This window comes from Halohasta salina, assembly GCF_024178165.1.
GTDB classification, from domain to species: Archaea; Halobacteriota; Halobacteria; order Halobacteriales; family Haloferacaceae; genus Halohasta; species Halohasta salina.
This window is the reverse complement of the sequence record NZ_JAMZIE010000003.1, coordinates 210,958-234,990: the sequence shown is the minus strand read 5'-3', so window position 1 is coordinate 234,990 and position 24,033 is coordinate 210,958. Positions and strand designations below refer to the sequence as shown.

The window sequence follows — 24,033 nt, the reverse complement described above, 5'->3', positions numbered from 1 at the left end:
ATAGGCACCCGTAGATACACCCATGACACGAACAGCACGGCTAGAGATCGAGGGCATGTCGTGTGCCACCTGCGTGGGCAACGTCGAGGAGGCGGTCGGCGACCTCGACGGCGTCGACGAGGTGAGTGCCAACTTCGCGTCCGACGAGGGGTCGGTGACCTACGATCCCGAACGGATGAGTCTGGGCGAGATCTACGAGACGATCACGGAGTCGGGGTACGAGCCGGTTCGGGCAACGCTGTCGGTCGAGGTCGGCGGGATGTCCTGTGCGACCTGTTCGGCGGCGGTCGCCGACGCGACCGAAGGGGTGCCGGGCGTCATCGACTCGACGGTCAACTTCGCGGCCGACGAGGCGACCATCGAGTACAACCCGGTCGACACCGAGATCGAGGCGATCTACGACGCCATCGAGGAAGCGGGCTACGAGCCGGTGCGTCCCGAAACGGGCGACGACGAAGCGGAGGCCGAACGCGAGTCGGTCGCCCAACGCGAGATGCAAAAGCAGTGGAAACTCGTCGTCTTCGGCGGGATTCTGACCGCGCCGTTCCTGTTGGTGATGGTCGACATGTTCGGCGGCAACGTCATGCCGGAGTCGGTCGCCGGGATCCCGGTGGGCTGGATCGAGTTCGGCCTCGCCACCCTGTTGATGGCGACGCTGGGCCGGGAGTTCCTCGTCGGTGCCTACCACGCGGCGGTCAACAACGGCCAAGCGAATATGGATACCCTCGTGGCGATGGGTACCTCGGTCGGCTACGTCTACAGTACCATCGTCCTGTTGGGCCTACTGTCAGTCGAGAGTGGCCTGTACTTCGAGGCCGTGGCATTCATCCTCTGGTTCATCACGCTGGGCAACTGGCTCGAAGCCCGCTCGAAGGCCCAGGCCAGCGACGCCCTCCGCTCGCTGCTCGAACTCGAAGCCGAGGAGGCCACGCTGCTCCACGACGATGGCACCGAAGAGACGATCCCGCTTGCCGAGGTCGACGTCGGCGACCGGTTGAAAGTGCGACCGGGCGAGCGCGTGCCGACCGATGGGGTGGTCGTCGACGGCGAGAGCGCGGTCGACGAGTCGATGGTGACCGGCGAGAGCGTCCCCGTCGAGAAAGCACCGGGCGACGAGGTCGTGGGGTCGACGATCAACGAGAACGGCGTGCTGACTGTCGAAGCGACCCGGGTCGGCAAGGACACCGCGATCCAGCAGATCGTCGAGCGGGTCAAACAGGCCCAGGCCCGCCAGCCCGACATCCAGCGGCTGGCCGACACAATCAGCGCCTACTTCGTCCCCGCAGTGATCGCCAACGCCGTACTTTGGGCGACGCTGTGGTTCCTGTTCCCCGAGACGCTGGCCGCGGTCGCCGAGTCGCTGCCGCTGTGGTCGCCCGTCGGCGGCGGTCCGGTGGCGGGTGGCGTCCCACTCGTCGAGTTCTCGACGATCGTCCTTGCGAGCGCCCTCCTCATTGCCTGTCCCTGCGCGCTCGGCTTGGCGACGCCCGCGGCGACGATGGTCGGTTCGACCATCTCGGCGACCAACGGCGTCCTGTTCAAGGGCGCGGACATCCTCGAACGCGCCCGCGACGTCGACACCGTCGTCTTCGACAAGACGGGGACGCTGACCCACGGCGCAATGGAACTGACCGACGTGGAGGTCGTCGACACGCCCGCAGCGACCGACGGCGGCCTCGCGGCGGTCCCCGACGAGGAGGCCGACCCCGTCGATGAGGCGTTCGTCCTCGGGGCCGCAGCCAGCGCCGAGTCGGGCTCCGAACACCCGCTGGCGGAGGCGATCGTCGAGGCGGCCCGCGAGCGCGGCGTCGACCTCGCCGAGCCGACCGACTTCGAGAACGTGCCGGGTCACGGCGTCCGGGCCGAAAGCGAGTACGGCGAGACGCTCATCGGGAACCGGAAGCTAATGGCCGACGAGGGTGTCGATCCCGCCCCGGCCAGCGAGACGATGCAACGGCTCGAATCGGAAGGGAAGACGGCGATGTTGGTCGCCGTGGACGGTCGGCTGGTCGGCGTCGTCGCCACCGCCGACACCGTCCGCGAGAGCGCGAAGGAAACGGTCGCCGAACTCCGCGAGCGCGGCCTTCGGGTCGTGATGCTGACCGGTGACAACGAACGCACCGCGAGCGCGGTTGCCAAAGCGGTCGGGATCGACCCCGACAACGTCCGCGCGGAGGTGCTGCCGGAGGACAAGGCCGACGCCGTAGCGGATATTCAGGCCGATGGCAGCCGCGCGATGATGGTCGGCGACGGCGTCAACGACGCCCCAGCCCTGACCACCGCTCACGTCGGCGTCGCCATCGGCTCGGGGACCGACGTGGCCATCGAGAGCGCCGACGTGACGCTGATGCGCGATGATCCGGCGGACGTGCTGAAGATCATCCGGCTCTCTGAGGCGACGCTCTCGAAGATCCGCCAGAACCTCTTCTGGGCGCTGGGGTACAACGCGGTGTTGATCCCGGTGGCCTCGCTGGGGCTGCTGAACCCGGCGCTGGCGGGGCTGGCGATGGCCGGATCGAGCGTCAGCGTGATGACAAACAGCCTGCTGTTCCGCGGCTACGACCCCCACGAGGACTACCACCTGCTGGTGACGCGGTTGTTCCGGTAGGTGGTCGACGCACCGTGGCTCTGTGCACCAGCCACCACGGTGGTGGCAAAGACACACCCTAATCGAGGGTAACAGCAGACAGGCTCAGTTCACCATCGTCCCGTGCTGTAACGGCAAGATGTGATTCTGCGAGTTGTTGGCCATCGGGACCTGCAGCATACAGTCCGATCCAACCGCTGGCAGTCACACCGGTCTCGATCGTGACGTCGACGAAGTACGCACCCGGTTCGGTGATGAACTCCCGTTCTCGACGTGAGTCACCCGCAGCGACGTCAAAGGTCTCTTCCCACTGGTTCAGTGGTTGGCTATCCGGGCGCTCTGGTCTGTTTGGCGAAGGGGGAAGGTCGTCGTCCTCGCTCATTTGTAAGATCTCGAACGAAAACGTGTGTGAGTTCGTGTCGTTGTTTCTGATGACGAGGCCGCCGCCGGGCATCGACGGAGACAACGCGACACACCCCGCACCCGAAGCGAGCCAGACTGCCACGCCAGCCACCACTGATCGTCGGTTCACAGTTCGGTGTGAATAGTTAATATTCACACAAATAAAATACTCAGGAGATGATTCAGTGCCGTGGGTAGCTCCTCGTCGCTCACGGCGGCAGCAGAGACTGCTGAATGGAAACGCTCTTTTGAGAGACTCACGGAGGTAGCGTATATGAGCAACGGCGACGAGGAAGCCGACACCGTCGACAGCCTCACCGAGCGATTGGAGGCCGTCGGCGAGGCCCTAGAGGCCGCCGAGACCGAGGCCGATCTAGACGAGATCGAGGGCGACCTCGACGACATCGAGTCGGAACTCGAAGAATCGGAACTGCCGGTGCCCGACGACGAAGACGAGGAAAGTCCCGCCGACGAGTTGGAATCCCGGATCGAAGAGTACCGCGAGGAACTCGAAAGTCAGCGCGGCCCCTACGCCGAGGACGTGGTCGCGGTCGCCGAGGACGCCAAGTCGACCATCGAGGACGGCGACTGGACCGAACAGGGTGAAGGCGAGGCCGTCGACGCCGTCGCGGCGTTCGCCGAGGCGGTCGGCGAAATTCTCGATTCGCCGGTCGACGACGCCGTGACGGGCGTCGACAGCGCGCTCGACGCGCTCAGCGACGCCGCCGCGGTCGTCTCGAACGCCGGCCTCGACGCCGACGAGGATAGCGAAACCATCGCGGAACTGGTCGAGGCAGCCGACGAGCTCGAAGCCGACCTCGACGACGCCGAGGAGTGGGCGGATCTCACCGTTCGAGAGACGCTCCGGGCCGAAGGCTACTACGACGTGCTGGGCCACATCAAGGACTACCCGCCGGAGTGGGCCGCCCTCAAGGAACACGAAAAGCAGGGCAACACCGAGATGGTCCTCCTCGCGTACGACAGCCTCGATTCGGACTTCATGGAGGAACACTGCCTCGACGCGCTGGCCCGGATGGGTCCGGTCGCGGCGACCGACGAGGCCATCGACCAGATGCTCCAGTTGGCCGGCAAACGGGACAAAACTGCGATCAAGATCCTCGGCAAGATGGGTGCGACCGAGGCCGTCGAGACGCTGGTGGAGTACGTCGACGCCGACTCGGACCCGGCGCTCCAGAAGGTCACTTTCCGCGCGCTCGGCGAGATTGGCGACGAAGCGGCCGTCCAACCACTCGCCAACAAACTCCTGATGGACAACGACACCGTTCGGCCACAGGCCGCCCGCGCGCTCGGGCTCATCGGTGACACACGGGCGATCAAACCGCTCTCCGAGACCCTCAAAGCCGACGAGGATTCGACCGTCCGCGCACAGGCCGCGTGGGCGCTCCGGCAGATCGGCACCAAACGAGCGCTCGAAGCGGTCGTCGACCACGGCGCCGACGACACGTTCATCGTCCAGACCGAGATCGACAAGGCCCGCCGCGCCCTCGACGCCGCCGTCCCGAGCGCCTGAGGCTTTCGGCTGACTGAACAGTCCAACCGGTCGACACGGTCCCTTTTGCGGCTTCAGTCCCAACACCGACTGCATGACGAACGCACTATTCGTGGTTAGCGAGCGGGGCTATTGGGGCGAGGAATGTATCGAGCCGTTGCTGGCCCTCGATGAGGCAGGCGTAGACGCGACGGTCGCCACGCCGACCGGCGAGCCGCCGGTGGTCGACGAGCGGTCGATCGACCCCGAAGCGGTCGGTAAGGAGGTCGCCAGCCGGGTCAAAGAGTGTGACAACAACGACGAGCGACTGGCCGACCCCGAGCCAATCGCCACCGTCGAGGCGAACGACTACGACGCCGTCGTCTTCCCCGGCGGCCACGGCACCGCGTGGGATATCAACACCGACCGCCACGCTCGCCAACTGCTAGCCGACGCGGTCGCCGGCGACGAGGGGACGGCACTCGTCGTCTGTCACGCCGTCGGGATCCTCGCCTTTACGCGCGAGGCGAACGGCGAGTTCCTCGTTGAGGGCCGCGACGTCACGGGGTTCCCCAACGAGTGGGAGGTCGACATCGTCGACGACAACGACCTGATGCCCGACGGCCGGAAACTCCCCTACATGGTCGAGGACGAAGTGATCGCCGCCGGCGGGAACTGGGACGCCGAACTCGACAAGGAGACCAGCGTGACGGTCGACGGCGATCTGATCACCGCCCGCGGGCCGGAATCCTCGGCGGCCGCGGCCGAAACACTGCTGGAGGAACTCGGCGTCGAAACGCCGGCGTAAGCAGTTACTCGATTTTGAAGACGGCTTCCTCGATCGACTCGCTGCGGCAGTCCGGACACCGCGAGGGGTAGTTGACGGGGTCGTCGAAGGCGCTGAACCCGCAGTTCTCACACTCCGGCGGCGCGACGAGGAACTCGCTGTCGTCTTTGTAGCGGTGCGAGCGAGCGACGTGTTTGAGGTCCTGATAGACGGTCGAGGCCGGGGCATCGAGTTCGGCGGCGAGTTCGCTGGCGGTCGCCGGCCGGTCGACGAGCGTCTCGGCGAGCCGTTCGCGCCGCGTCGAATCGGTCATATCTCTTCTCGGGGCTCGGCGGAGAAAAGCCCGTCTCCACAGGGGAGCCCGGTCAGCGTCGACCCCGACTCACTCGGCCAGCAGGAGTCGGACGGAATCCGAGAGGCCACTGACGCGGGCGGCGTGTTCGTAGGACTCCTCGCGGATGCCGTTGGTGACGTAGGCGAAGCCGACGTTCAACTCGGGGTCGCCCCACGCGAAGATGCTGCCGAGGCCGGCGTGGCCGAACATCCGCTCGCGGCTGACCGAGCCGAACATGTCGTTGGCCAGCCCGCCGGTCCAAAAGCCCAGCCCGTAGCGGGCCGGCCGCGAGAGGGTGCCGTCGGAGTCGGTTTCGGCGTGGGTCGTGGTGGCTTCCTCGACGGTCGACGCCTCGACGAGCCGGGTGCCGTCGAGTGCGCCGCCGTTGGCGATACAGGCGTAGAACCGAGCCATGTCGCGGGCGGTCCCGACGCCGTTGGCCGCCGGGATCACCGCCCGCTGGACCCCCGGCTGATTGAACAGCGCTGCCGCATCCGAGGCGGGGTTGTCCAACCCCTCGCCCGGGTCCCGACAGCGGTCGAAGCTCTCGAAGCCCGACAGGGTCGCCACCGCATCGGGATCGGCGTCGCCACGGACGCCGATCGACGTCTGATCGAGGCCGAGCGGCTCGAAGACGTGTTCGTCGACGTACGCCTCGACGGGCTGGCCACTGATGCGGCGGATCAGCTCGCCGACGAGCCAGCCGTAGTTGAACGTGTGGTAGGCCGGCTGTTCGCCCGGCTCGAACACTGGCTCGATGGCCTCCATCGCCGCGACGACGGCGTCCCAGTCGCCCCACTGGTCGACGGCCTGATCGAACTCGCCGTAGGGAATGCCGGCGGTGTGGCTCAGGACGTGGCGGATCGTGATCTCGGCCTTCTGACTCCCCTCGTCGGCGAACGCGGGCCAGTGGTCGACGACCCGATCATCGTAGTCGGCCTCGCCGGCCTCGATGAGTTGGTGGAGCCCGACGCCGGCGTACGGTTTGGTACAGGAAAACAGCAGATGCCGCGTCTCGGGCGTCGTCGGCTCGCCCTCGGGGCCGTCGACCCCGCCGGCGAAGTCGATCGCGAGGTCGCCGTCGACGTACACCGCGAGTTGGGCCCCGTGGTGTAACCCGACGTCGAGTTGGCGGTCGAACTCGGCTCTGAGACGGTCCCGGTCGGCCGCGGAGAGAGTGGCCATAACAAACTATTCAATGGTGGATAGTTTGAAAACTTTATTGATAGATTATTATAAATTACTGTGCGAGGGGAGGTCGTGCGGCGGGGGATTGGAAACGTACGTGTCGACTGTCGTGAAACAGCAGACAGCTATCCGACATTGCTACCAGTTGGCGTGCAAGATATAGAGGATGTAGTCAGCACGAGAACTACGTTATATTCTTCAAAAGATCCTGAATCACTTGATGGAACGAGCGTACGAAGATAACCGTTATTACAACACTATTTATATATAATTTATGACGGACATACAGGACTGGACAGCGTTTGAGAAAGTGGGTGTTCCTTTTGGTCTATTTCTGATGGTCATTGGTATGACTGAAATAACCGAATTAATCGACTTTCTCCCGGTGTACGTCTATATTCTCATTCTATGGGCTCTTACAGTAGCGATGTGGATTCATCGAAACGGATATCATGAAGCATATACTCTGTGCTGTCCGATTGCTCACTCCTGTTGATTGGTCCCGATTTGTACTACATTCGCGCTGTCTATCTTGCATGCAGTATTCTGACAGAATGCAGAGAGGACTGTTTGGCTATCGGAGGAGCTAATGTATAATTCACTTCTGCGTCGACGAACCACAGTACGTCGACCGCCGAAGGTCAGTCGACCCGCTTGCGCTCCTGTTCAGGATGCTTGATGAAGACGCTCGTGCGGTCGGGGACGTCGTCGGTGACCCACGCGTTGGCCTCGATGCTGACGTGGTCGCCGACGGTGATCGGCCCGAGAATCTTGGCTCCGGCCCCGATGACGACGTTATCGCCGATATCGGGGTGGCGCTTGTACCCCTTTTTCAGCGCGTGTTCCTCGTCTTCCTCCTCCTCGAAGTGGAGCGCCCCGAGGGTGACCTCCTGATACATGCGGACCCAGTCGCCGATGGTGGCGGTCTCGCCAATGACGACGCCGCTGCCGTGGTCGATAAAGAAGTGTTCGCCGATCTCCGCGCCGGGGTGGATGTCGATCCCGGTCGACCGGTGGGCGGCCTCGGCGAGTTCGCGGGCGTAGGCCCCCTCGCCCTGTCGGTAGATGGCGTTCGCCACGCGGTGGACCATCACGGCTTCGAGGCCGGGGTACGACCGGACGATCTCGACGTAGCTCGTGGCGGCCGGATCGCCCTTGTAGGCGGCTTCGACGTCGCGTTTCAGCAGCCGGCGGATCTCGGGCAGTCGGTCGAGGACCGCGGTGACAGTATCCGAGAGGCAGGCCGACGCGTAGGGCTGGATCCCCTTGCAGAACAGTTCGCCGAGAGCGTCGAACGCCTCGCGGACGGCCGCTTCGTCGTCGACCAACTCGGCGGCGTTCCAGCAGCCCGGAAACAACAGCCGCCGGAGCATGCCGACCTCCTCAATAGGGGGCTCACGCGTAGGGAAATCCGAGCGACAGTGCGTCCCGAACCGGTCGTCGTCCTCGCGGTAGGCGTCGACCAGCGCCTCGTGTGCAGTCCCGGTGTAAATATACTCCATCCGTCGTCTCCTCCTTCGGGGCCCGGCGTTGATCACCGTTGTGATCAGCTAAAACGAGTCGGCGAACTTGTCCCGGCGGTTGATATCGATCTCGCTGATACTCGATCCCTCGCGGGTGGCCGCGAAGACGATCGCCTCGGCGACCTCGCTCGGTTCGCTGGCCTCGCCCGCCTCGAAGACCTCCGCGAAGGACCGGCCGTCGGTCGACTCGAACTCCGAGCGGACCTCGGCGGGGTTGACCACGGTGACGCCGACGCCGTCGTCGCCGACCTGCGCGGCGATGCTCTTGGCGAACCCCCGAACCCACCACTTCGAGGCCGCATACACGGGGTTGAACGACCGGGGATACTCACCCGCGAAACTCCCGACGAAGATCAGGTGGCCCTCCCGCTCGCGGATATGGGGGATCGCCGCCCGTGTCGTGTAGAAGACGCCGTCGACGTTGGTCTCCTGGATCGCCTCGTAGTCCTCGGTGTCCATCGTTGCGACGTCGCTGCCGCGGGAGAGCCCGGCGTTGTTGACGAGGACGTCGATCCCGCCGAAGGTGTCGACCGTCTCGGTCAGCAGACTGTCGACGGCCCACTCCTTGCGGACGTCGGTCGGGACCGCCAGCGTCTCGGCGTCGTAGTCGGCCGCTAGTTCGTCGGCCAGTTCGTCGAGGCGGTCCTCGCTGCGGGCCGCCAGCACGACGTTCGCGCCTGCGGCGGCGAGCTGGCGGGCGGTCGCCGCCCCGATACCGGAGCTCGCTCCGGTCACGATCGCGGTTTGTCCGTCGAGTGGAGCTGTCATATCTGCCGGGAGGGACGCCATCGGCTAAGGGTTTCGGGCGTCGCCAGCCGTGTCGACGACATGGTGCGGCCCGAGCGGGCCGTGGGTCGGACAGATACCGACGATCGGCGTGGCGTTGAGACAGCAGGCCCGCTGTTCGGTGGCAACGACGCTCTCCAGAAGGGCCTCGCCGCAGCGCCGGCAGTAGGCGTCGGCCATACCGATGCGAGGGCCGCCAGCGTCCTCAGCCTGCCGGTCGACTACTCCGCAAGGCGCGCGTCAGTGATCCGGATCCGGCCGCTGTCGCCGTGCCATTCGGTGTCGTATTCGAGGTCGATCCGCCGATCCATGTGCGGACCGTTCGTCACGAAGGTCTCGAACTCCCCGCCCTCCCCCAGCAGGTGGACGCCGTACTCGGCGTTGAGTTCCCGGAGCTCCTCGATCGCCTCGGCGTCGAGGGGTCGGCCGAGCCATGACTCGTCGAGGCCGTAGGCCGCGACTTGGAGGATCGTGATCTCGAAGCCCGCCTCCAACATCTCCGCGGCGAGTTCGTCGGGATCGCGCTGCCACAGCGGCGCGAACAGATCGATCCCCAGCCGGTCACACATCCCCTGAATCCGGCTGGTCTGGAACTCGCTTTCGATGGCTCCAGCGGTGACTCCCGCGAGGTCGACCTCCTCGGCGAGGTCGGTGAGCGCCGCCTCCAGCGGTTCGAGTTCGGCGTCGCCCTGTGCGGCGGAGTCGACCGCCTCGGCGGCCGCCAGATCGCCCGGCTCGACCTCCACCAGTTCGATCCCGATACTCTCGGCGGCCAGCCGAGCCAGTTGGGTCTCCGGGACGTGGTACATGTAGGATTCCTCGGAGGGGTGGACCGTCAGCAGCCGGCTCACGTCCAGTCCCTCCTCCAAGGCCCGATAGAGCGCCCACGAGGAGTCCTTGCCGCCCGAAAAGAGGCTGACCCACGTGTCTGTCATACCACACCGGAGACCGGCAGGGATAATACGGCTTTGGGTCCCGACCGTCGGCCGGCGGGCGCTCGCTACGGCCGACAGCCGGCTGGCGGTGCGAATCGCGGAACCCACATGTGTGGGTCGACCACGGACTGTGGGGCACCGAGCGGCCGCGAAAAAAACGGAATCGAAACGCGCGTCTACAGTTTCACTGCACTGCGATCGACCAGCGAGTCGGGAACGCGGAGTTCCTTGATCGTCGAGGCACCCTGAGCGGTCGTCAGCGTCACCGTTACCGTATCGCCACCCTGGAGTTTCACGCCATCCTCACCGACTTGTGTCGCGGTGTCGAACGACAGGATGTATCGATCGCTACGATCGGTAATGACGTTATCGTTTGTTTCGTTCACGATGTATTTGATGTCGGAACTCGGGTCGACGACATCCGTGTTGACCGCATCGTTCGTGACGAACTCGTAGGTCACGTTTTCGAGTTGAATATTACCAGCGCCCGGGGTCTTGGTCACGGTAATGTTTATCTCAGTCACGTTTATCGGGTCCGAATCACCGACCGTTCCTGTTGCACTCTGGATCTGGAGCCGGTCGCTGACCTGCTGTTGGGTCTCCTCGCCGGTCGCTTCGGCCTGCGTCTGGAGGAGCCCGGCCGTGTTGATCAAAACGCCCGCTGCAATCGCCGCCACGAGGACCATGGCAATGAACACGATCAGTGTGCCAATGCCGACTTGACCTCGGTTGTCTGGTTTGAACATGTGTGTATAGTCTGTGTGGGTAACAGACGTTGATTGACTTGACGTTCAACAATTAATTAAACCCTCTCCCCCGATTATCTGCTGTGATACTAACGAAGCTATTTGAACCGTGGCAGAGAACTATTCGTGAGGTACGCACCTCAAACGGATCGATCTAGTGGGTCTGTAAACGTGTTGGTGGTTCGGGTTCCTGCCCGGATCATACCGTTTTCGTCGCGTGCAGCCGTCGATCAGAGGATAATCGACTTCGTCCGGAGCATCTGCTCAATAGTGGTGTGGACCCCCTCGCGGTTGGTTCCCGAGGCCCCGTTGCCGCCGTAGGGGACGTCACCGAGCCCGTGGGAGGGTGCGCCGTTGATCCGGACGCCACCGGCGTCGACGGCCTCGGCGACCCGCATGGCGCGGTCGTGGTCGGTGGTGAACACCGAGGCGTCCAGTGCGAGGTCGCCGGCGTTGGCGAGATCGATGGCCTCGTCTTCCGCCGCGAAACTCGTCGCGGCGGCAACCGGGCCGAACTGCTCCTCGTGGATGATCCGGGCGTCGTGGAGGACGTCCGCCAGCAGCGTCGGTTCGTACACCGCGCCGTCGCGCTCGCCGCCGCGGCCTACATGTAGCCGAGATCGCGCAGCCGTTCCATCAGGTCCTCTTTGTCCTGGGCCCGGCCGGCGCGTTCGGTCGTGTTGGCGAGATCCTGCAGCCACGCTGGCTCGTCGGTCGTCTTTTCGGTGCTAACCTCGCTGCCGAGGCTCCGGAAGCCGGCGAAGTATTTCGGGGAGATCGGCACGTCCGACTGGTCGACACCCTCGGGGAGATCCTCGGCGGACTCCGGCACGTAGCCGTCCTCGGGGAAGGCCTCGACCGTATCCGGAACCACGTAGTTCCAGAAGACGTCCCAGACGTCGCGCTCGTCGAACTGGAGGATGGGCTGAACGCGGTCGTGGGGCGGGTAGATGTCGGGATCATGTCGGGGGCTGAAGAACGTCTCGTCGGCGCGAGCCTCCTGTTCGTCCCAGCGCACACCCGAGATCACGCCGTCGATGTCGTGGGCTTCGAGGGCGTCGTTGAGCGCGACCGTCTTCAGCAGGTGGTTGCCGACGTAGGTGTCCAGCAGGAACGGGAAGGAGTCCTCCTCGTATTCGAGGATCTCACGGACGTGGTGCTGGTTGTGCTCCGACAGTGCGTCGACCGGGATGTCGTCGCCGGGTTCGAGACCGTGTTCGTCGGCGTAGGCGCCGACGTCCTCGTTGCGGGCGTAGACGAGGTCGATGTCCCACTCGTCGGCCCAGTGTTCGATGAAGTCGGTGATCTCGTCGAAGTGCTGATAGTGGTCGATGAAGACCGCCGTCGGCTTCTCGTAGCCGAACTTATCGGCGACCTGGTTGATGAAGTAGAGCGTCAGCGTCGAGTCCTTGCCGCCGGTCCACATCACCGCGGGGTTGTCGTACTGTTCGAGGCCGGTCTTGGTGACCTCGATGGCTTTCTCGATCTTGTGCTCCAGCGACGGGTAGTCCGTCGGTTCCTCGCCCTCGCCGTCGGTGTAGTCGACGTCGAGGTAGTCGGGGAAATCGGCGCTCATCGTGTAATTACATCTCATTAGGCAAAATAAATGGTTTGTGGCTTCCGTCGAGCATGGGGGTGTGTGTCGACCGATGAGGCGGACTCGCCCGGACGACGCGACCGGCCGACTGTCACGACTGCTCGACCGTCTGGTGATCTTATCAGTGTGGGATCCGTCGAACGGGCTAGATGACAGCACACGACAGCGGGTCGACCGGCCGGCGGGCGGTGCTCAGGGGGGCCGGGGGGTTCCTCGGGGCGGCGGCGCTGGCCGGCTGTACCGGCACGGGCGGGGCGGCCGACGAGGAGCCGGCTCCCGACGACGATCCCTCTACAGACGACGCGGCCCCCGTCCCGATCGACAGCCAGCGACTCTACGAGGAGACGATCGACTCGGTCGTCACGGTGTACGTCGTCGGCGAGTCGGGGAGTTCGAGCGGTTCGGGGTTCGTCTACGACGACGCCGGCCACCTCGTGACCAACTTCCACGTGATCGACAGCGCGGGGACCGTCGACGTGAAGTTCGGGGCCCGCGGCGAGTGGCGGCGGGCGAGCGTCGTCGGTGTCGACCGGCGGACCGACCTCGCGGTCCTCGAAATCGAGGAGCCGCCGGCATCGGCGACCCCGCTGTCGACGGCCGCCGAGCCCCCACGACAGGGAGCGCCGGCGGTCGCCATCGGCTCGCCGCTCCGCCTTGAGGGGACGATCACTACCGGCACTGTCAGCGGCGTCGACCGGGCCTTACGGCTGCCGAGCGGGCCGCTCGTGCCGGACGGGATCCAGACCGACGCCGCGATCAACCCCGGCAACAGCGGCGGCCCACTGTTGAACGCCGAGGGCCGCGTGATCGGCGTCAACACCGTCCGCGCCGACGCCGACAACGTCGGCTTCGCCGTCTCGGCGGCCATCGTCGACCGGGTCGTCCCCGCGCTGATCGCGTCGGGCGACTACACCCATCCGTATCTCGGCGTCGAGACCCGAACCGTGGTGCCGGCGATCGCCGCGGCCAACGACCTCGGCGAGACCAGCGGCGCGGCGGTCGTCGCCGTCGACCCCGAGGGGCCGGCCGCCGGACTGCTTCGCGGCCCACAGCGCGCCGAAACGGTCGACGGCCAGCGCGTGCCCGTCGGCGGCGACGTGATCGTCCGCGTCGACGAGAGCCGGATCGGCGACGACCACGACCTCCTGCGACAGATCGCCCTCGAAACCGAACCCGGCGAGAGCGTCGACGTCGAGGTCGTGCGGGCGGGCAGCCGGGAGACCGTCACGGTCGAACTCGGCGGGCGCCCCTAGTGGCCGCTGCCGTCCTGCCGCAGAATGACGACCATCGAGAGCCCAGAGACGACCAACAGCAGCACCGACGGGATCACCGCATACTGGAAGTAGGCGGCCGACTGGGCCCGCCAGACGATGGTGACGAGCGTCTCGAAACCCGTCGGCCGGAGAATGAGCGTCGCCGGGAGCTCCTTCATCGTCGTCAGGAACACGAGAGCGGCCCCCGCGACGATCCCCGGGGCGACGAGCGGGAGGGTGATCTTCCGGAAGGCGACCGTCGGCGAGGTACCGAGACTCCGGGCAGCCTCGACGAGTTTCGGATCGACCTGTAGCGTCGAGGTCCGGATCGAGCCGACCGCCTGGGGCATGAACCGGACGACGTAGGCGAACACGAGCAGGGGGAGGGTCTGGTAGAGTTCGGGCCCGAAGGGGATGTCGGCGGTCTCGTAGCCGGTCGCAAAGAAGACTAACGCGAGGGCCAGCACGATCCCCGGGACGGCGAAGCCGACGTAGGTCGACCGCTCGAAGAGCCACGCCAGCCGGGAGTCGTCGCGGGCCGCGAGGTAGGCTACCGGGAGTGCCGCCAGCACCGCCAGCAGTGCCGCCGCACTCGCGACCGACACCGAGTTGGTGACGTACTCTAGACGAAGCGCGAGTTCGGGGCGGGCGGCCAGATCAGCGGTCACGAGCCACAGCCCGAGGATCCAGATCGGGACGAGCAGCGCCAGCCCGGCGACCGACGCCGGCAGGAGGGTTGCGGGCCACCGCCAGACCCCGAGTTCGATCACCGGCCCGCCGGATCGATCGCCGGCCCCGTCGCCGTGGACCGTGTCGTTCGGTCGGATCCGCGACTCTACGGTGAGGACGACCACCACGACCGCCAACAGTTGGAGCGACAGCAGGGAGGCGTAGTCCTGATTGAAGGCGTTGAACTCGACGAATATCTGCCGGGTAAACACCGGCAGCCGCATGATCGCGGGGGTCCCGAAATCGGAGACCGCATACAGCGCCGCCAGCAGCGCGCCCGCGGCGATCGACGGCCGGATGTGCGGCAACGTCACCCGGCGGAAGGCCTCCCGGCGGCCGTGATTGAGGCTTCGGGCCGCTTCGAGCAGCGAGGTGTCGAACGACACCAGCCCCGCCCGTGTGGTGAGATAGACGTAGGGGTAGGTGTAGAGCGTAATCACGAGGATCGAGCCGGGCAGGCCGTAGATCTCCGGCAGGCGCTCGATGCCGAGCGGCTGGAGGATCGACTGGAACTCCCCGCGGGGGCCGAACGCCGAGACGAAAGTAAACGCGCCGATATAGCTCGGGACCGCCAGCGGCAGGGCGACGACGATCGACCAGAACCGCCGGAACGGGAGGTCCGTCTGGACGGTCAGCCACGCCAGCGGGACGCCGATCCCCACCGAGAGCGCGGTGACCCCACCCATCAACAGCAGGCTGTTGACGATGGTCTCGACGGTCGACGGCTGGACCAGTAGCTGACTGGCCCGGTCGGGGTCGACCTGCAGGACCTCGACGAGGAGCCACGTCAGCGGGACGAGCATGCTGGCGGCGACCGCGCCGGCCAGCAGCGTCAGCCCGAGCGATCTCGCGTCGGGATCCGACGCGTCGGTCGTGAGTCGATCGAAGCGTGTCATCTGTCGAACGGTGGACGGTGGCTCGGAGAGCGGGACGTCGGCACGGTTGTAGCCGGGAGTCGACCGGCGGCCGGGTTACCCCTGTCGGATTCGAGCCGCGACTGTCGGCCGACGATCCAGTTCCAACGGATATAAGTTTTAGGTTTGCCTAATCCGGTCATGGAGCTTTCGAGACGGGACGCGGTGGCCGCCCTCGGCGCGCTGGGGGCCGGCACTGCGACAGCCGGCTGTCTCCAAGGGTCCCCCGACGGCGATGGGGACGACGGGGGCGAGGAGGCGGCGGTCCGGGAGACACTGGTCGCCGCCGCCGAGGTGCTGTACCCTTCGGCAGTCGACGGGATCGACGAGTTCGTCGGGACCTTTCTGGCGGGGCGACTCGACGACGGCCCCCACGCCGCGGGGGTCCGCGATGCCGTCGACGCCCTCGAAACGCGGGCGGAGGCGTGGTACGACGGGAACGTGGCCGCACTCAGTGCCGAGGACCGCGACTCGCTGCTCCGGGAGACCGGCGCGGGCGCGGCCGATCCGGATCCAGACGGGACGCCGGCCGAACGGATCCGCTACTACATCGTCAACGAGCTACTTTTGGCCCTCTACAGCTCGCCGACCGGCGGCGAACTCGTCGGGATCGAGAACCCACAGGGCCACGCCGGCGGGCTCGACAGCTACCAGCGGGGGCCGACGGCGTGAGCCCCGCCGAGAACGTCGGGAGCGAGGCGTCGACCGACCGGACGCCGGTCACGGACTGCGACGTCTGTGTGATCGGTGCGGGGCCGGCGGGCGCGCTGGTGGCCAGTCGGCTCGCCGAGGCCGGCCACGAGGTGGTCGTTCTCGACGCCGGCCCACGGTTCGATCCGAGCGACCGACTGGCCAGACAGGAGCGTGCGATCCGGCCGTTCTACGACCGGCCCGCGGTCTGGGACGGCGACCCCGAACGCGACGCCCACTCGAACGACGGCGAGCGGTTCTATCCCCTCAATCACGCCCGCGTCAAGGGGATCGGCGGCTCGACGCTCCACTGGCAGGGGATGGTGATGCGGCTCCACGAGGCCGATTTCAACTCACAGAGCGAGCGTGGGATCGGCGTCGACTGGCCGATCAACTACGAGGACCTCCGCCCCTACTACGCGGCGGCCGAACGCGAGTTGGGCGTGGCGGGCGGCGACAACCCCTTCGCACCACCACGCGAGACGCCCCGTCCGATGCCGGAGTTCCAGCCCTCCTACAGCGACTCGCTGTTCGCCGAAGCCTGCGACGAACTCGGCATCGCCATGCACTCGGTCCCGAATGCACGGAACTCGGAGTCCTACGACGGTCGCAGCGGGTGTGTGGGGTACGGCACCTGCCAGCCGGTCTGTCCCTCCGGAGCCAAATACGACGCGACAGTCCACATCGAACGGGCCGAGGAAGCGGGGGCGACCGTGATCGACCGCGCGGTCGTCGGTCGACTCGCCCACGACGCGGAGTCGATCACCGCCGCCGAGTACGCCACGCCCGACGGTGAGTACCGACAGGAGGCCGAGGGGTTCGTGATCGCAGCGGGCGGCGTCGAAACACCACGACTGCTGTTGCTCTCGGAGTCCGAACAGTATCCCGACGGACTGGCGAACTCCAGCGGTACTGTGGGCAAATTCTTCATGGACCACCTGTTCGCCGGCACCGGTGGCCTGCTCGACGAGCCCACTCGACAGGGCCATATCGGCTTTCTCACCAGCGAATCCCACCAGTTCTACGACGAGGCCGACGCGGAGGTCGGCCCGTTCAAACTGGAGTTCTTCAATTACGCCGGCCCCTCGCCGGTCGAGTCAGCACTGACGGGCGACGACTGGGGTGACGACCTCTTGGAGCGACTCCGCGGCGAGTATGGAACCCACATCGGGATGGGCGCGCTGGTCGAATCGATCCCCGGCGAGGACAGTTCCATCGGCCTCGACCGCGACGAAACGGACGCCCACGGCAACCCCGTCCCGGAAGTCCACTGGACCGTCGACGACCGTGCCCTCCGAACGATCGAGCGCGCCAACGAGATCCAAGAGCGCATCCTGAACGAGTTGGGCGCGGAGATCACCTGGCAGGTCGGCCCCGAGGACACCGGCCCGGCCTACCACCACATGGGGACGACCCGAATGGGCGAGGATCCGACGGAGAGCGTGGTCGACGCCGACTGTCGGACCCACGATCTCGACAACTGCTGGATCGCCTCCAGTTCGGTCTTCCCGACCGGCGGCGCGATGAACCCCACGCTGACGATCGCCGCCCTCGCGCTGCGGTGTGCCGAGAGCGTCGACGCCGCCCTCCGCGGCGAGTAAGTGGTTCTGTCGTCCAAAACACACTGTTTTAGGTAAACCTAAAAGTATAAACCATCGCAGCCGAAACGGCCAGTAATGAGTAAGGTTGCAGGGCGCGACCCCGAGGGGGTCGACGCGCGGACGAACGGTGCGGCAGTAGACGAGGAGTCGACCGAAGAGATGGGTCCCTACACGTTCGAGGACCTGAGCGTCGTGATGGGCACCTACAACGAGGAGGCCGCGGTTGCGAAGGTCATTACCGATATTCAGGACGTCACCGACGGGAAGGCCGAAGTCGTCTGTGTCGACGGGTCGTCGGACCGAACCCCCGAAATCGCCCGCGAACACGGCGCACGCGTGATCGAACAGGAGCCACAGGGGTACGGCGTCGCCGTCAGCGCGGCGATCAGTGCGCCCGACCGCCCGGTGGTCGTGACAACTGACTGTGACGACACCTATCCGATGGAGCAGCTCCCGGAGTTCCTCGAAGAGATCAACAACGGCGCGGACGTCGTCAGCGGCGACCGGCTCTACCATGGCGCAGAGGCGATGCCCGGCTTCAACCGCTTCGGGAATCAGGCCTTCGCCGCGATCGCCAGCGTGCTGATGGGGACGCGGGTCCACGACACCACGACCGGCATGCGAGCCTACCGGCGCGAAGTGGTTGAGTCGATCGAGTGGACCGAAAACACCGGGCTATCGGCCGAACTCCTCATTCGGCCCCTGATGCGGGGCTACGAGATCCGCGAGGAGCCGATCGCCTACGGCGAGCGGGCCGGCGAGACCAAACTCGATCCGATTCAGGGCGGGGCGGCGATCGCCAAATCGATCGTCAAAGTCTGTCTGGAAGAGCGGTTCCGGTAGTCAGGCGACGTCGACTGTTCATAACTCGCATCCGTTCTGGTAGGTTTGTAGGCCTGAAACGGAGGGTTAGGCGGACCTTTACTATCGGTTGAACTCAATAGATTCCGTGTCTGAAACCCAAATATAATTAATATTTACTAGGGTCCGCGTTACAAAGCTGCGTGTCACGGTACCACGGGGCACAATGGGAATGGTAAGCTCCGAAAGCAGTCTATGTGAGTTGTGTGGTGACAACGTCACAGGTAGTAACGGTCAGAACTGTTCCAACTGTAACGCGTACATCCACGATCACTGCTTGAGAGACCGTGGTTTCGTGGATCCTGGAGGGGTTGTTAGCCCGACAACGGTCACGTGTCCTCGATGTGGGAAGCTCGGGAAGCCATACGCCGTCGGCGGTGATTGTTACGGAGAGACCCACCGATAAAACGAGGGCGTCGCTGCCGGTCGACGGGCGCTCGGGGGTCGGCGAGTCGTTCGACAGCGGGACGTGATGGGTCGCATAGAGGCGGTCCCCGCGGCGGGCACAGTGGAGGAAGCCGCCGGCTTCCCGTAGATGTTCGGCAGCGACGTGGCTGTCGACGGAGCGGCGGATGTCCGGCGGGATGACGATTCCCGCGATCGGTCACGGTACCACAGTCGTACCTTTCAGGGCGGTCGTACAGTCTTTTCGGCTGGGACGCAGTGGGTTTGACGGTGCCGACACAACCCGGAGCCGCCCCACTGGTGAGGGACGTGGGAACACAGGTCGACGAGTCGGTCGATGGACGGCACTGTGAGATCCGCCCCGGAGGGAACCCGCAGCTACAGGAAAATCGCGAGGCTGACGGTAAAGCTGATCGCCACGACGATGACGATCAGCATGACGAGGCCGACAGTAGAGAGGATCCCCCGACGGTCCATCACTCCCCCCTTTGTAATCCAGTAGTATAGCTGGTTCGGCTCTCAGGGGGTGATCGGACGGGCGAAGCGGAATTCTTAGGCCGAAACCGTCCCCAGATGGGGTATGGATGAGGCTGTCGTCGCCACCGACGTCGCAAAGCGCTACGGCGACACCGTCGCCCTCGACGGGGTCGACCTCACGGTGGCCGAAGGCGAGGTGTTCGGGCTGATCGGGCCGAACGGGGCCGGCAAAACCACGCTGATACGGGCACTCACCGGGACGACGCCGGTCGACGGCGAGATCCGGGTGTTCGGCAGCGGGCCGACGACGGTCGACGCCGACCGGATCGGACTCCTCCCGCAGTCGTTTTCGCCGCCCGCGCGGCTCACCGCCCGCGAGTTGGTCGACTACTACGGCGGACTCTACGATTCGGCCCGCGAGACCGATGCCGTCCTCGCGGACGTGGGACTGGCCGAGACGGCCGACAGCTGGTACGAGACGCTCTCGGGCGGCCAACAGCGCCGGGTCTGTGTCGCCACCGCGTTGGTCAACGACCCCGATCTGCTCTTTTTGGACGAGCCGACCACCGGCATCGATCCCGTCGGGCGGCGAGCACTGTGGGAGCTCCTGGAGTCGCTGGCCGACGGCGGGACGACCGTCGTGCTCACCAGCCACTCGATGGCCGAGGTCCAGCGGCTGTCGGACCGTGTGGGGCTGCTGCAGGACGGCCAACTCGTCGCGGTCGGCACGCCCACCGACCTGATCGCCGACCACGGCGGCCGCAGCCGGCTCGTCATCGGTACGGCCGCCAGCGAGTCGGCGGTCGACCCCCTCCGCGAGGCCGGCTTCGCGGCGACCGCGGCCGCCGACGAGGTCGTCGTCGACGGCGTCTCGCCGGTCGAGATCGGCGAGGCGGTCAGCGCGCTGGCGGCGGCGGATATCGGCTACGACTCGCTGACGTGGACCGAACCGAGTTTGGAGGACGTCTACCTCCAGCTCACCGGCGAGCGCTTCGAAGGCGTATCGACGCCCGGCGCGACCGCGTTGACCGAGGGGGCCAGCGAGGAGGCCGACGAGGGCGCAGTCGCGGGGGGTGACCGATGAGTCGTAGCCGGCGGATTCGATCCGAGGCCGTCGCCGCATGGCACTCCTTCCTCCGGCGGCGGACCGCGGTGTTCTTCACGTTCTTCTTCCCGGTGATTCTCGTGGTGATCTTCGGCGCGCTGGTCCGGACCCAGCCGACCGACGGCGGCCTCTTCGCGGAGCCGGCGGCCTACTACATCCCCGGCTATCTGGCGACGGTCGTGCTGTTCACGCCGCTGTCGCGGGTCGGCAGCGAGATCGCTCGCCACCGCGACGACAACCGCTTCGAGAAGCTGGCGACCACCCCGCTGACCCGGGGGGAGTGGCTCGCGGCCCACACGATCGTCAACGTCGCCATCATCGGGCTGGCCAGCCTGCTCATCCTCGGGCTCGTGTTGCTGTTGACCGACGCCACCATCGCGGTGTCGAACTCGCTGGTCATGCTCGTCCCGTTCGTCGTGTTGGCGGTGTTGCTGTTCTGTGGGTTCGGCGCGGTGTTGGGCCGGGTTGCCGACACCCAAGACGGCGTGATCGCCGCGAGCAACACCATCGCCCTGCCCTTGCTCTTCCTCTCGGATACGTTCATCACGCTCGAACAGCTGCCGGAGTGGTTCGGCCCGCTGGTCGCGCTGTCGCCGCTGACCTACTTCGCCCGTGGCGTGCGGGCGATCACCTACGCGCCCGCGGCGGGCGAGCCGTATCTCGGCGACCTCGCGGTTGTCGCGGCGCTCGCGGTCGTGTTCCTCGTCGCCGGAGCCTACGCCATTCCTCGAACCGATTGAGAGTCACTACCGGCAGGAAATGCCGCTGTTTTTAGCTCGTCGACGCGTCGCATACGGTGTTATGACCGACCAGCCTCCCACGGTCCAAGAACTCCTCGACGAGAGCAACTTGAAAAAGCTGAACGTCGCGTCGCTGCTCGTCCAAGCGGGGCATGCCCAGCGGAGCGGCGATACCCGGCGGGCGGCACTGCTGTTCGGTACGGCACTGGTCGCGCCGAAATACAGCGGGGTCTCCTACGTCGTGCAGGGCGCGCTCACGGCGAACGATCTTCGAAAGAAACTGGGGTCCGGATCGTAGGGAGTCCGCGCCGGCTACTGCGTCGACGATTCGAAGACGAGCGTGTCGTCTTCGAGGTAGTGCTCGATGTGGTGGGCGTCCTCTTCGAGTTTGACGAGGACTTCCTTGAGCAGGTGCTCGGTCGTCGGGTCGCCGAGGTTGGCCGCCAGCTGGATGTGGTCGCGCATCCCCTCGATCATGTCGCCGTAGGCCTCCATATCGTTGGCCAGCGAGGTGCGGATGTCGTAGACGTCCTCACCCTCGAACTCGATAGTCGCGCGTTCCTCCTGATTGGTTGGCCCCGCAACCGGGACACCGCCGATGGCTTGGGCGCGTTCGGCGATCTCGTCTGCGCCCTCTTCGAGGTTCTCGTAGGCCTCCTGAAGGAAGACATGGATGTCGAGGAACTCCGCACCCTCGACGTTCCAGTGGTGCTTTTTGAGCTGGTGATACAGCACGTAGGCGTTGGCGAGATCGGTGTTCAGCGCGTCGACGATCTGCTCGGCTTTCTCCTCGTCGAGCCGGAGAGCCTCCGACTCTTCGATGCTGTCGGCCTGTTGTCGTACGGTCTTCTGGGCGCTCATAACAACTATTCATTCGTCCGCCACCCACTTAAATCTTGGCGCTGTGAAAACGCTTTTTTTGGATATGGAAAGATATGTTTGCCAAATACCGTATCGATACGTCGTCGACCGACGGAATATATGGGGCCGTCGTCCAACCGTCGGCCATGTCAGTGATCGATTCGGTGATGCAGGTGGTACACGTGTTGTTCGCCGGGCTCTGGACGGGGAGTGTGCTGTTCGTCGTCGGGGCGGTACTTCCGGCGTCGACCGCGGGCACGATTTCCCCCGACGCGATGACGGCGATCTCCAACAGGCTGTCGTGGCTGACTCGCATCAGTGCGTTGGTGTTCGTGGCGACCGGCGGCCATCTGGCGGGGACGGGGTACACCGTCGGCTCGCTGTTCGGCACCGGCCGCGGCCAGCTTGTCGTCGCGATGTTGGTGCTATGGTTCGTGCTGACGGGGCTCGTCGAGGTGGGTAGCAAACGCCTCCGTGGCGCGTCGACGGTTGCGGACCTCGAGGCCGCGATCGCGTCGACACGGTCGCTCTGGCTGGCCGCCGGGGGCGTCGCCGTCGTCCTGCTCGTCGACGCCGGGCTGTTGGCCGCTGGCGTGACGTGGTAGGCGTCGACGACTGCGCCGCTCGCGCGGCGTCGGAACGCGAAATCGGGGTGGCGACTTCGCCCACGATCCGGACCGTTGTCGACCCGAGTGAAACAGTCGGTCCGGTCGACGGGACAGCCATCCGATGTCGGTTTACAGCAACACCGACATAGGACGGTGTATGAAGAACATCCGCGATCCGCTCTATGGGTTCATCACCGTCGACGAGATGGAACTGGACGTGATAAGCGCTCCAGCGGTCCAACGACTGCGTCGGGTTGCCCACCTCGGACTGTCGGACGCGGTGTATCCGAGCGCCACACACTCCCGGTTCGAACACTCACTGGGGGTGATGCATCTCGCCGGCGAGCTGGCCGAGTCGTTGGGCCTTCCCGAGGAGACGATCCAAGCATACCGGATTGCGGGACTCCTCCACGACGTCGGTCACTCGCCGTTCTCCCATGCCTTGGAGGAGGTTATCGAGGAGCGACTGGGATTCGAGCACGAACGGCAGTCCGAACGGATCATCCGCGAACTCGACGACCTGTACGCCCCGGACGCCGAGTTCGTCATCGACATCATTCACGGGGACACGAAGTACGATCTCGTTGCCGGCGCTATCGACGCCGACCGACTCGACTATCTGCAACGGGATGCACGTCGGACCGGGTTTCGGAACAGCAGCGTCGACGTCCGGACGATCGTCAAGTTCGCCCGGACACACGACGACCGGATCGTCTTCGACAAGAAGGCCGTCCAGGCGATCGAGGACATGTTCTCGGCCCGACTCAGGATGCTGAAGACCATCGCCGGACACCATGCCACGCGTATCGCCGAGGCGATGCTTCGGCGGGCGGTGACCGAGTTCCTCGACGAGACCGAATACACGGCCGAAGACGTTCTCACGTGGGACGACTACCAACTCCATACGCGCCTGTTGGAGCACGAGGGCCACGAAAGTATCCCGGCGAAGACGGATTCGCAGTTGTATACCCGAATCGCGAACCGGAACCTCTACAAACGGGCGCTGTACGTCAACGAGAACGCGATCGGCCGCGAGACGCTCTCGGAAATCGCCCGCGAGTACGAGGAGCCGACCAGTATCGAAGCACGGATCGCAGCCGACGCCGGCGTCAGTCCACAACAGGTCATCGTGGACCTGCCCTCGCTTCCCGACGGGGAGCGTGCACACGTCCACATCATGATGGCCGATGGGGTACAGGAGTTCTCCGACATCTCGCCGACACCGTCGCATCTCGTCGACGTACAGTGGCGAAACACGACCCTCGGGGTGTATGCTCCGCGGCGCGATGTCGACGCCGTGCAAGCGGCGGCGGAAACCTATTTCGGCCTCTAAACGGTCTCAACAGGAGATCCGAAGCGACACCGCCAGATCGGTGGCTTCGAACTGGGAGACCAGAACCCCAGACACCAGCGTA

At 65.5% G+C, this 24,033-nt stretch carries 23 protein-coding genes and 1 pseudogene; 12 read left to right on the top strand and 12 right to left on the bottom strand.

Annotated features, from left to right (window positions below):
- The first annotated feature begins 22 nt into the window (after nucleotides 1-22).
- Nucleotides 23-2,608 (top strand): heavy metal translocating P-type ATPase, encoded by a 2,586-nt coding sequence (locus NKJ34_RS08355; protein ID WP_253737833.1) that lies wholly within the window; start codon nucleotides 23-25, stop codon nucleotides 2,606-2,608.
- Nucleotides 2,609-2,666: 58 nt separating this feature from the next.
- Here NKJ34_RS08355 and NKJ34_RS08350 read toward each other — a convergent pair whose 3' ends face one another.
- Nucleotides 2,667-3,119 (bottom strand): hypothetical protein, encoded by a 453-nt coding sequence (locus NKJ34_RS08350; RefSeq protein ID WP_253737832.1) that lies wholly within the window; start codon nucleotides 3,117-3,119, stop codon nucleotides 2,667-2,669.
- Nucleotides 3,120-3,263: 144 nt separating this feature from the next.
- Between NKJ34_RS08350 and NKJ34_RS08345 the strand changes: the two genes are divergently transcribed.
- Both NKJ34_RS08345 and NKJ34_RS08340 read left to right on the top strand, forming a co-directional pair.
- On the top strand, nucleotides 3,264-4,520 hold the full coding sequence (locus NKJ34_RS08345) for a HEAT repeat domain-containing protein (protein WP_253737831.1): 1,257 nt from the start codon (nucleotides 3,264-3,266) through the stop codon (nucleotides 4,518-4,520).
- A 73-nt stretch (nucleotides 4,521-4,593) separates the two neighbouring features.
- The gene (locus NKJ34_RS08340; RefSeq protein WP_253737830.1) at nucleotides 4,594-5,286 is read left to right on the top strand and encodes a type 1 glutamine amidotransferase domain-containing protein; all 693 of its coding nucleotides are present in this window, start codon (nucleotides 4,594-4,596) and stop codon (nucleotides 5,284-5,286) included.
- A gap of 4 nt (nucleotides 5,287-5,290) precedes the next feature.
- Here NKJ34_RS08340 and NKJ34_RS08335 read toward each other — a convergent pair whose 3' ends face one another.
- The 9 genes and pseudogenes from NKJ34_RS08335 to NKJ34_RS08295 form a co-directional block, all read right to left on the bottom strand.
- On the bottom strand, nucleotides 5,291-5,578 hold the full coding sequence (locus tag NKJ34_RS08335; protein ID WP_253737829.1) for a transcriptional regulator: 288 nt from the start codon (nucleotides 5,576-5,578) through the stop codon (nucleotides 5,291-5,293).
- 69 nt (nucleotides 5,579-5,647) lie between these two features.
- Entirely contained in the window at nucleotides 5,648-6,784 is a 1,137-nt protein-coding gene (locus NKJ34_RS08330) for a serine hydrolase domain-containing protein (protein WP_253737828.1), read from the bottom strand.
- Nucleotides 6,785-7,428: 644 nt separating this feature from the next.
- Nucleotides 7,429-8,289 (bottom strand): serine O-acetyltransferase EpsC, encoded by an 861-nt coding sequence (gene epsC, locus NKJ34_RS08325; protein ID WP_253737827.1) that lies wholly within the window; start codon nucleotides 8,287-8,289, stop codon nucleotides 7,429-7,431.
- Between the two features lie 48 nt (nucleotides 8,290-8,337).
- Nucleotides 8,338-9,078, bottom strand: a complete 741-nt coding sequence (locus NKJ34_RS08320; protein ID WP_253737826.1) for an SDR family oxidoreductase — start codon at nucleotides 9,076-9,078, stop codon at nucleotides 8,338-8,340.
- A gap of 24 nt (nucleotides 9,079-9,102) precedes the next feature.
- A complete protein-coding gene (locus tag NKJ34_RS08315; protein WP_253737825.1) occupies nucleotides 9,103-9,276 on the bottom strand; it encodes a hypothetical protein in 174 nt (57 codons plus the stop codon).
- 41 nt (nucleotides 9,277-9,317) lie between these two features.
- On the bottom strand, nucleotides 9,318-10,031 hold the full coding sequence (locus tag NKJ34_RS08310) for a diphthine--ammonia ligase (RefSeq protein WP_253737824.1): 714 nt from the start codon (nucleotides 10,029-10,031) through the stop codon (nucleotides 9,318-9,320).
- 176 nt (nucleotides 10,032-10,207) lie between these two features.
- Complete coding sequence (locus NKJ34_RS08305; RefSeq protein WP_253737823.1) at nucleotides 10,208-10,777, bottom strand: archaellin/type IV pilin N-terminal domain-containing protein; 570 nt, start codon at nucleotides 10,775-10,777, stop codon at nucleotides 10,208-10,210.
- A gap of 230 nt (nucleotides 10,778-11,007) precedes the next feature.
- Nucleotides 11,008-11,379: pseudogene (locus NKJ34_RS08300) on the bottom strand (aldehyde dehydrogenase family protein); the annotation flags it as partial.
- 2 nt (nucleotides 11,380-11,381) lie between these two features.
- Nucleotides 11,382-12,353 carry a phosphoadenosine phosphosulfate reductase family protein gene (locus tag NKJ34_RS08295; protein ID WP_253737821.1) on the bottom strand — a complete coding sequence of 324 codons (972 nt, stop codon included), beginning with the start codon at nucleotides 12,351-12,353 and terminating at the stop codon, nucleotides 11,382-11,384.
- 170 nt (nucleotides 12,354-12,523) lie between these two features.
- Between NKJ34_RS08295 and NKJ34_RS08290 the strand changes: the two genes are divergently transcribed.
- The gene (locus NKJ34_RS08290; protein WP_253737820.1) at nucleotides 12,524-13,627 is read left to right on the top strand and encodes a S1C family serine protease; all 1,104 of its coding nucleotides are present in this window, start codon (nucleotides 12,524-12,526) and stop codon (nucleotides 13,625-13,627) included.
- On the opposite strand, the gene NKJ34_RS08285 is transcribed toward NKJ34_RS08290, so the two are convergent.
- Entirely contained in the window at nucleotides 13,624-15,252 is a 1,629-nt protein-coding gene (locus NKJ34_RS08285; protein ID WP_253737819.1) for an ABC transporter permease, read from the bottom strand. The genes NKJ34_RS08290 and NKJ34_RS08285 overlap by 4 nt on opposite strands.
- Nucleotides 15,253-15,411: 159 nt before the next feature.
- On the opposite strand from NKJ34_RS08285, the gene NKJ34_RS08280 reads away from it, so the two are divergent.
- The 6 genes from NKJ34_RS08280 (at nucleotide 15,412) to NKJ34_RS08255 (ending at nucleotide 21,447) form a co-directional block, all read left to right on the top strand.
- The gene (locus tag NKJ34_RS08280) at nucleotides 15,412-15,942 is read left to right on the top strand and encodes a gluconate 2-dehydrogenase subunit 3 family protein (RefSeq protein ID WP_253737818.1); all 531 of its coding nucleotides are present in this window, start codon (nucleotides 15,412-15,414) and stop codon (nucleotides 15,940-15,942) included.
- Nucleotides 15,939-17,561 (top strand): GMC family oxidoreductase, encoded by a 1,623-nt coding sequence (locus tag NKJ34_RS08275; protein ID WP_253737817.1) that lies wholly within the window; start codon nucleotides 15,939-15,941, stop codon nucleotides 17,559-17,561. Before NKJ34_RS08280 ends, NKJ34_RS08275 begins: the two co-directional genes overlap by 4 nt.
- A gap of 159 nt (nucleotides 17,562-17,720) precedes the next feature.
- A complete protein-coding gene (locus NKJ34_RS08270) occupies nucleotides 17,721-18,404 on the top strand; it encodes a dolichyl-phosphate hexose transferase (RefSeq protein ID WP_253738121.1) in 684 nt (227 codons plus the stop codon).
- Nucleotides 18,405-19,407: 1,003 nt separating this feature from the next.
- Nucleotides 19,408-20,388, top strand: coding sequence for an ABC transporter ATP-binding protein (locus NKJ34_RS08265; RefSeq protein WP_253737816.1), 981 nt, complete (start codon nucleotides 19,408-19,410; stop codon nucleotides 20,386-20,388).
- Entirely contained in the window at nucleotides 20,385-21,149 is a 765-nt protein-coding gene (locus tag NKJ34_RS08260) for an ABC transporter permease (protein WP_253737815.1), read from the top strand. Before NKJ34_RS08265 ends, NKJ34_RS08260 begins: the two co-directional genes overlap by 4 nt.
- Before the next feature lie 61 nt (nucleotides 21,150-21,210).
- Nucleotides 21,211-21,447, top strand: a complete 237-nt coding sequence (locus NKJ34_RS08255) for a hypothetical protein (protein WP_253737814.1) — start codon at nucleotides 21,211-21,213, stop codon at nucleotides 21,445-21,447.
- A 14-nt stretch (nucleotides 21,448-21,461) separates the two neighbouring features.
- Here NKJ34_RS08255 and dpsA read toward each other — a convergent pair whose 3' ends face one another.
- Nucleotides 21,462-22,010, bottom strand: coding sequence for a DNA starvation/stationary phase protection protein DpsA (gene dpsA, locus NKJ34_RS08250; protein ID WP_253737813.1), 549 nt, complete (start codon nucleotides 22,008-22,010; stop codon nucleotides 21,462-21,464).
- Between the two features lie 146 nt (nucleotides 22,011-22,156).
- Here dpsA and NKJ34_RS08245 point away from each other — a divergent pair, with 146 nt between their 5' ends.
- Together NKJ34_RS08245 and NKJ34_RS08240 are read left to right on the top strand one after the other, a co-directional pair.
- On the top strand, nucleotides 22,157-22,615 hold the full coding sequence (locus NKJ34_RS08245) for a transporter (protein WP_253737812.1): 459 nt from the start codon (nucleotides 22,157-22,159) through the stop codon (nucleotides 22,613-22,615).
- Nucleotides 22,616-22,775: 160 nt separating this feature from the next.
- Complete coding sequence (locus tag NKJ34_RS08240; protein WP_253737811.1) at nucleotides 22,776-23,951, top strand: HD domain-containing protein; 1,176 nt, start codon at nucleotides 22,776-22,778, stop codon at nucleotides 23,949-23,951.
- Nucleotides 23,952-24,033: the final 82 nt, after the last annotated feature.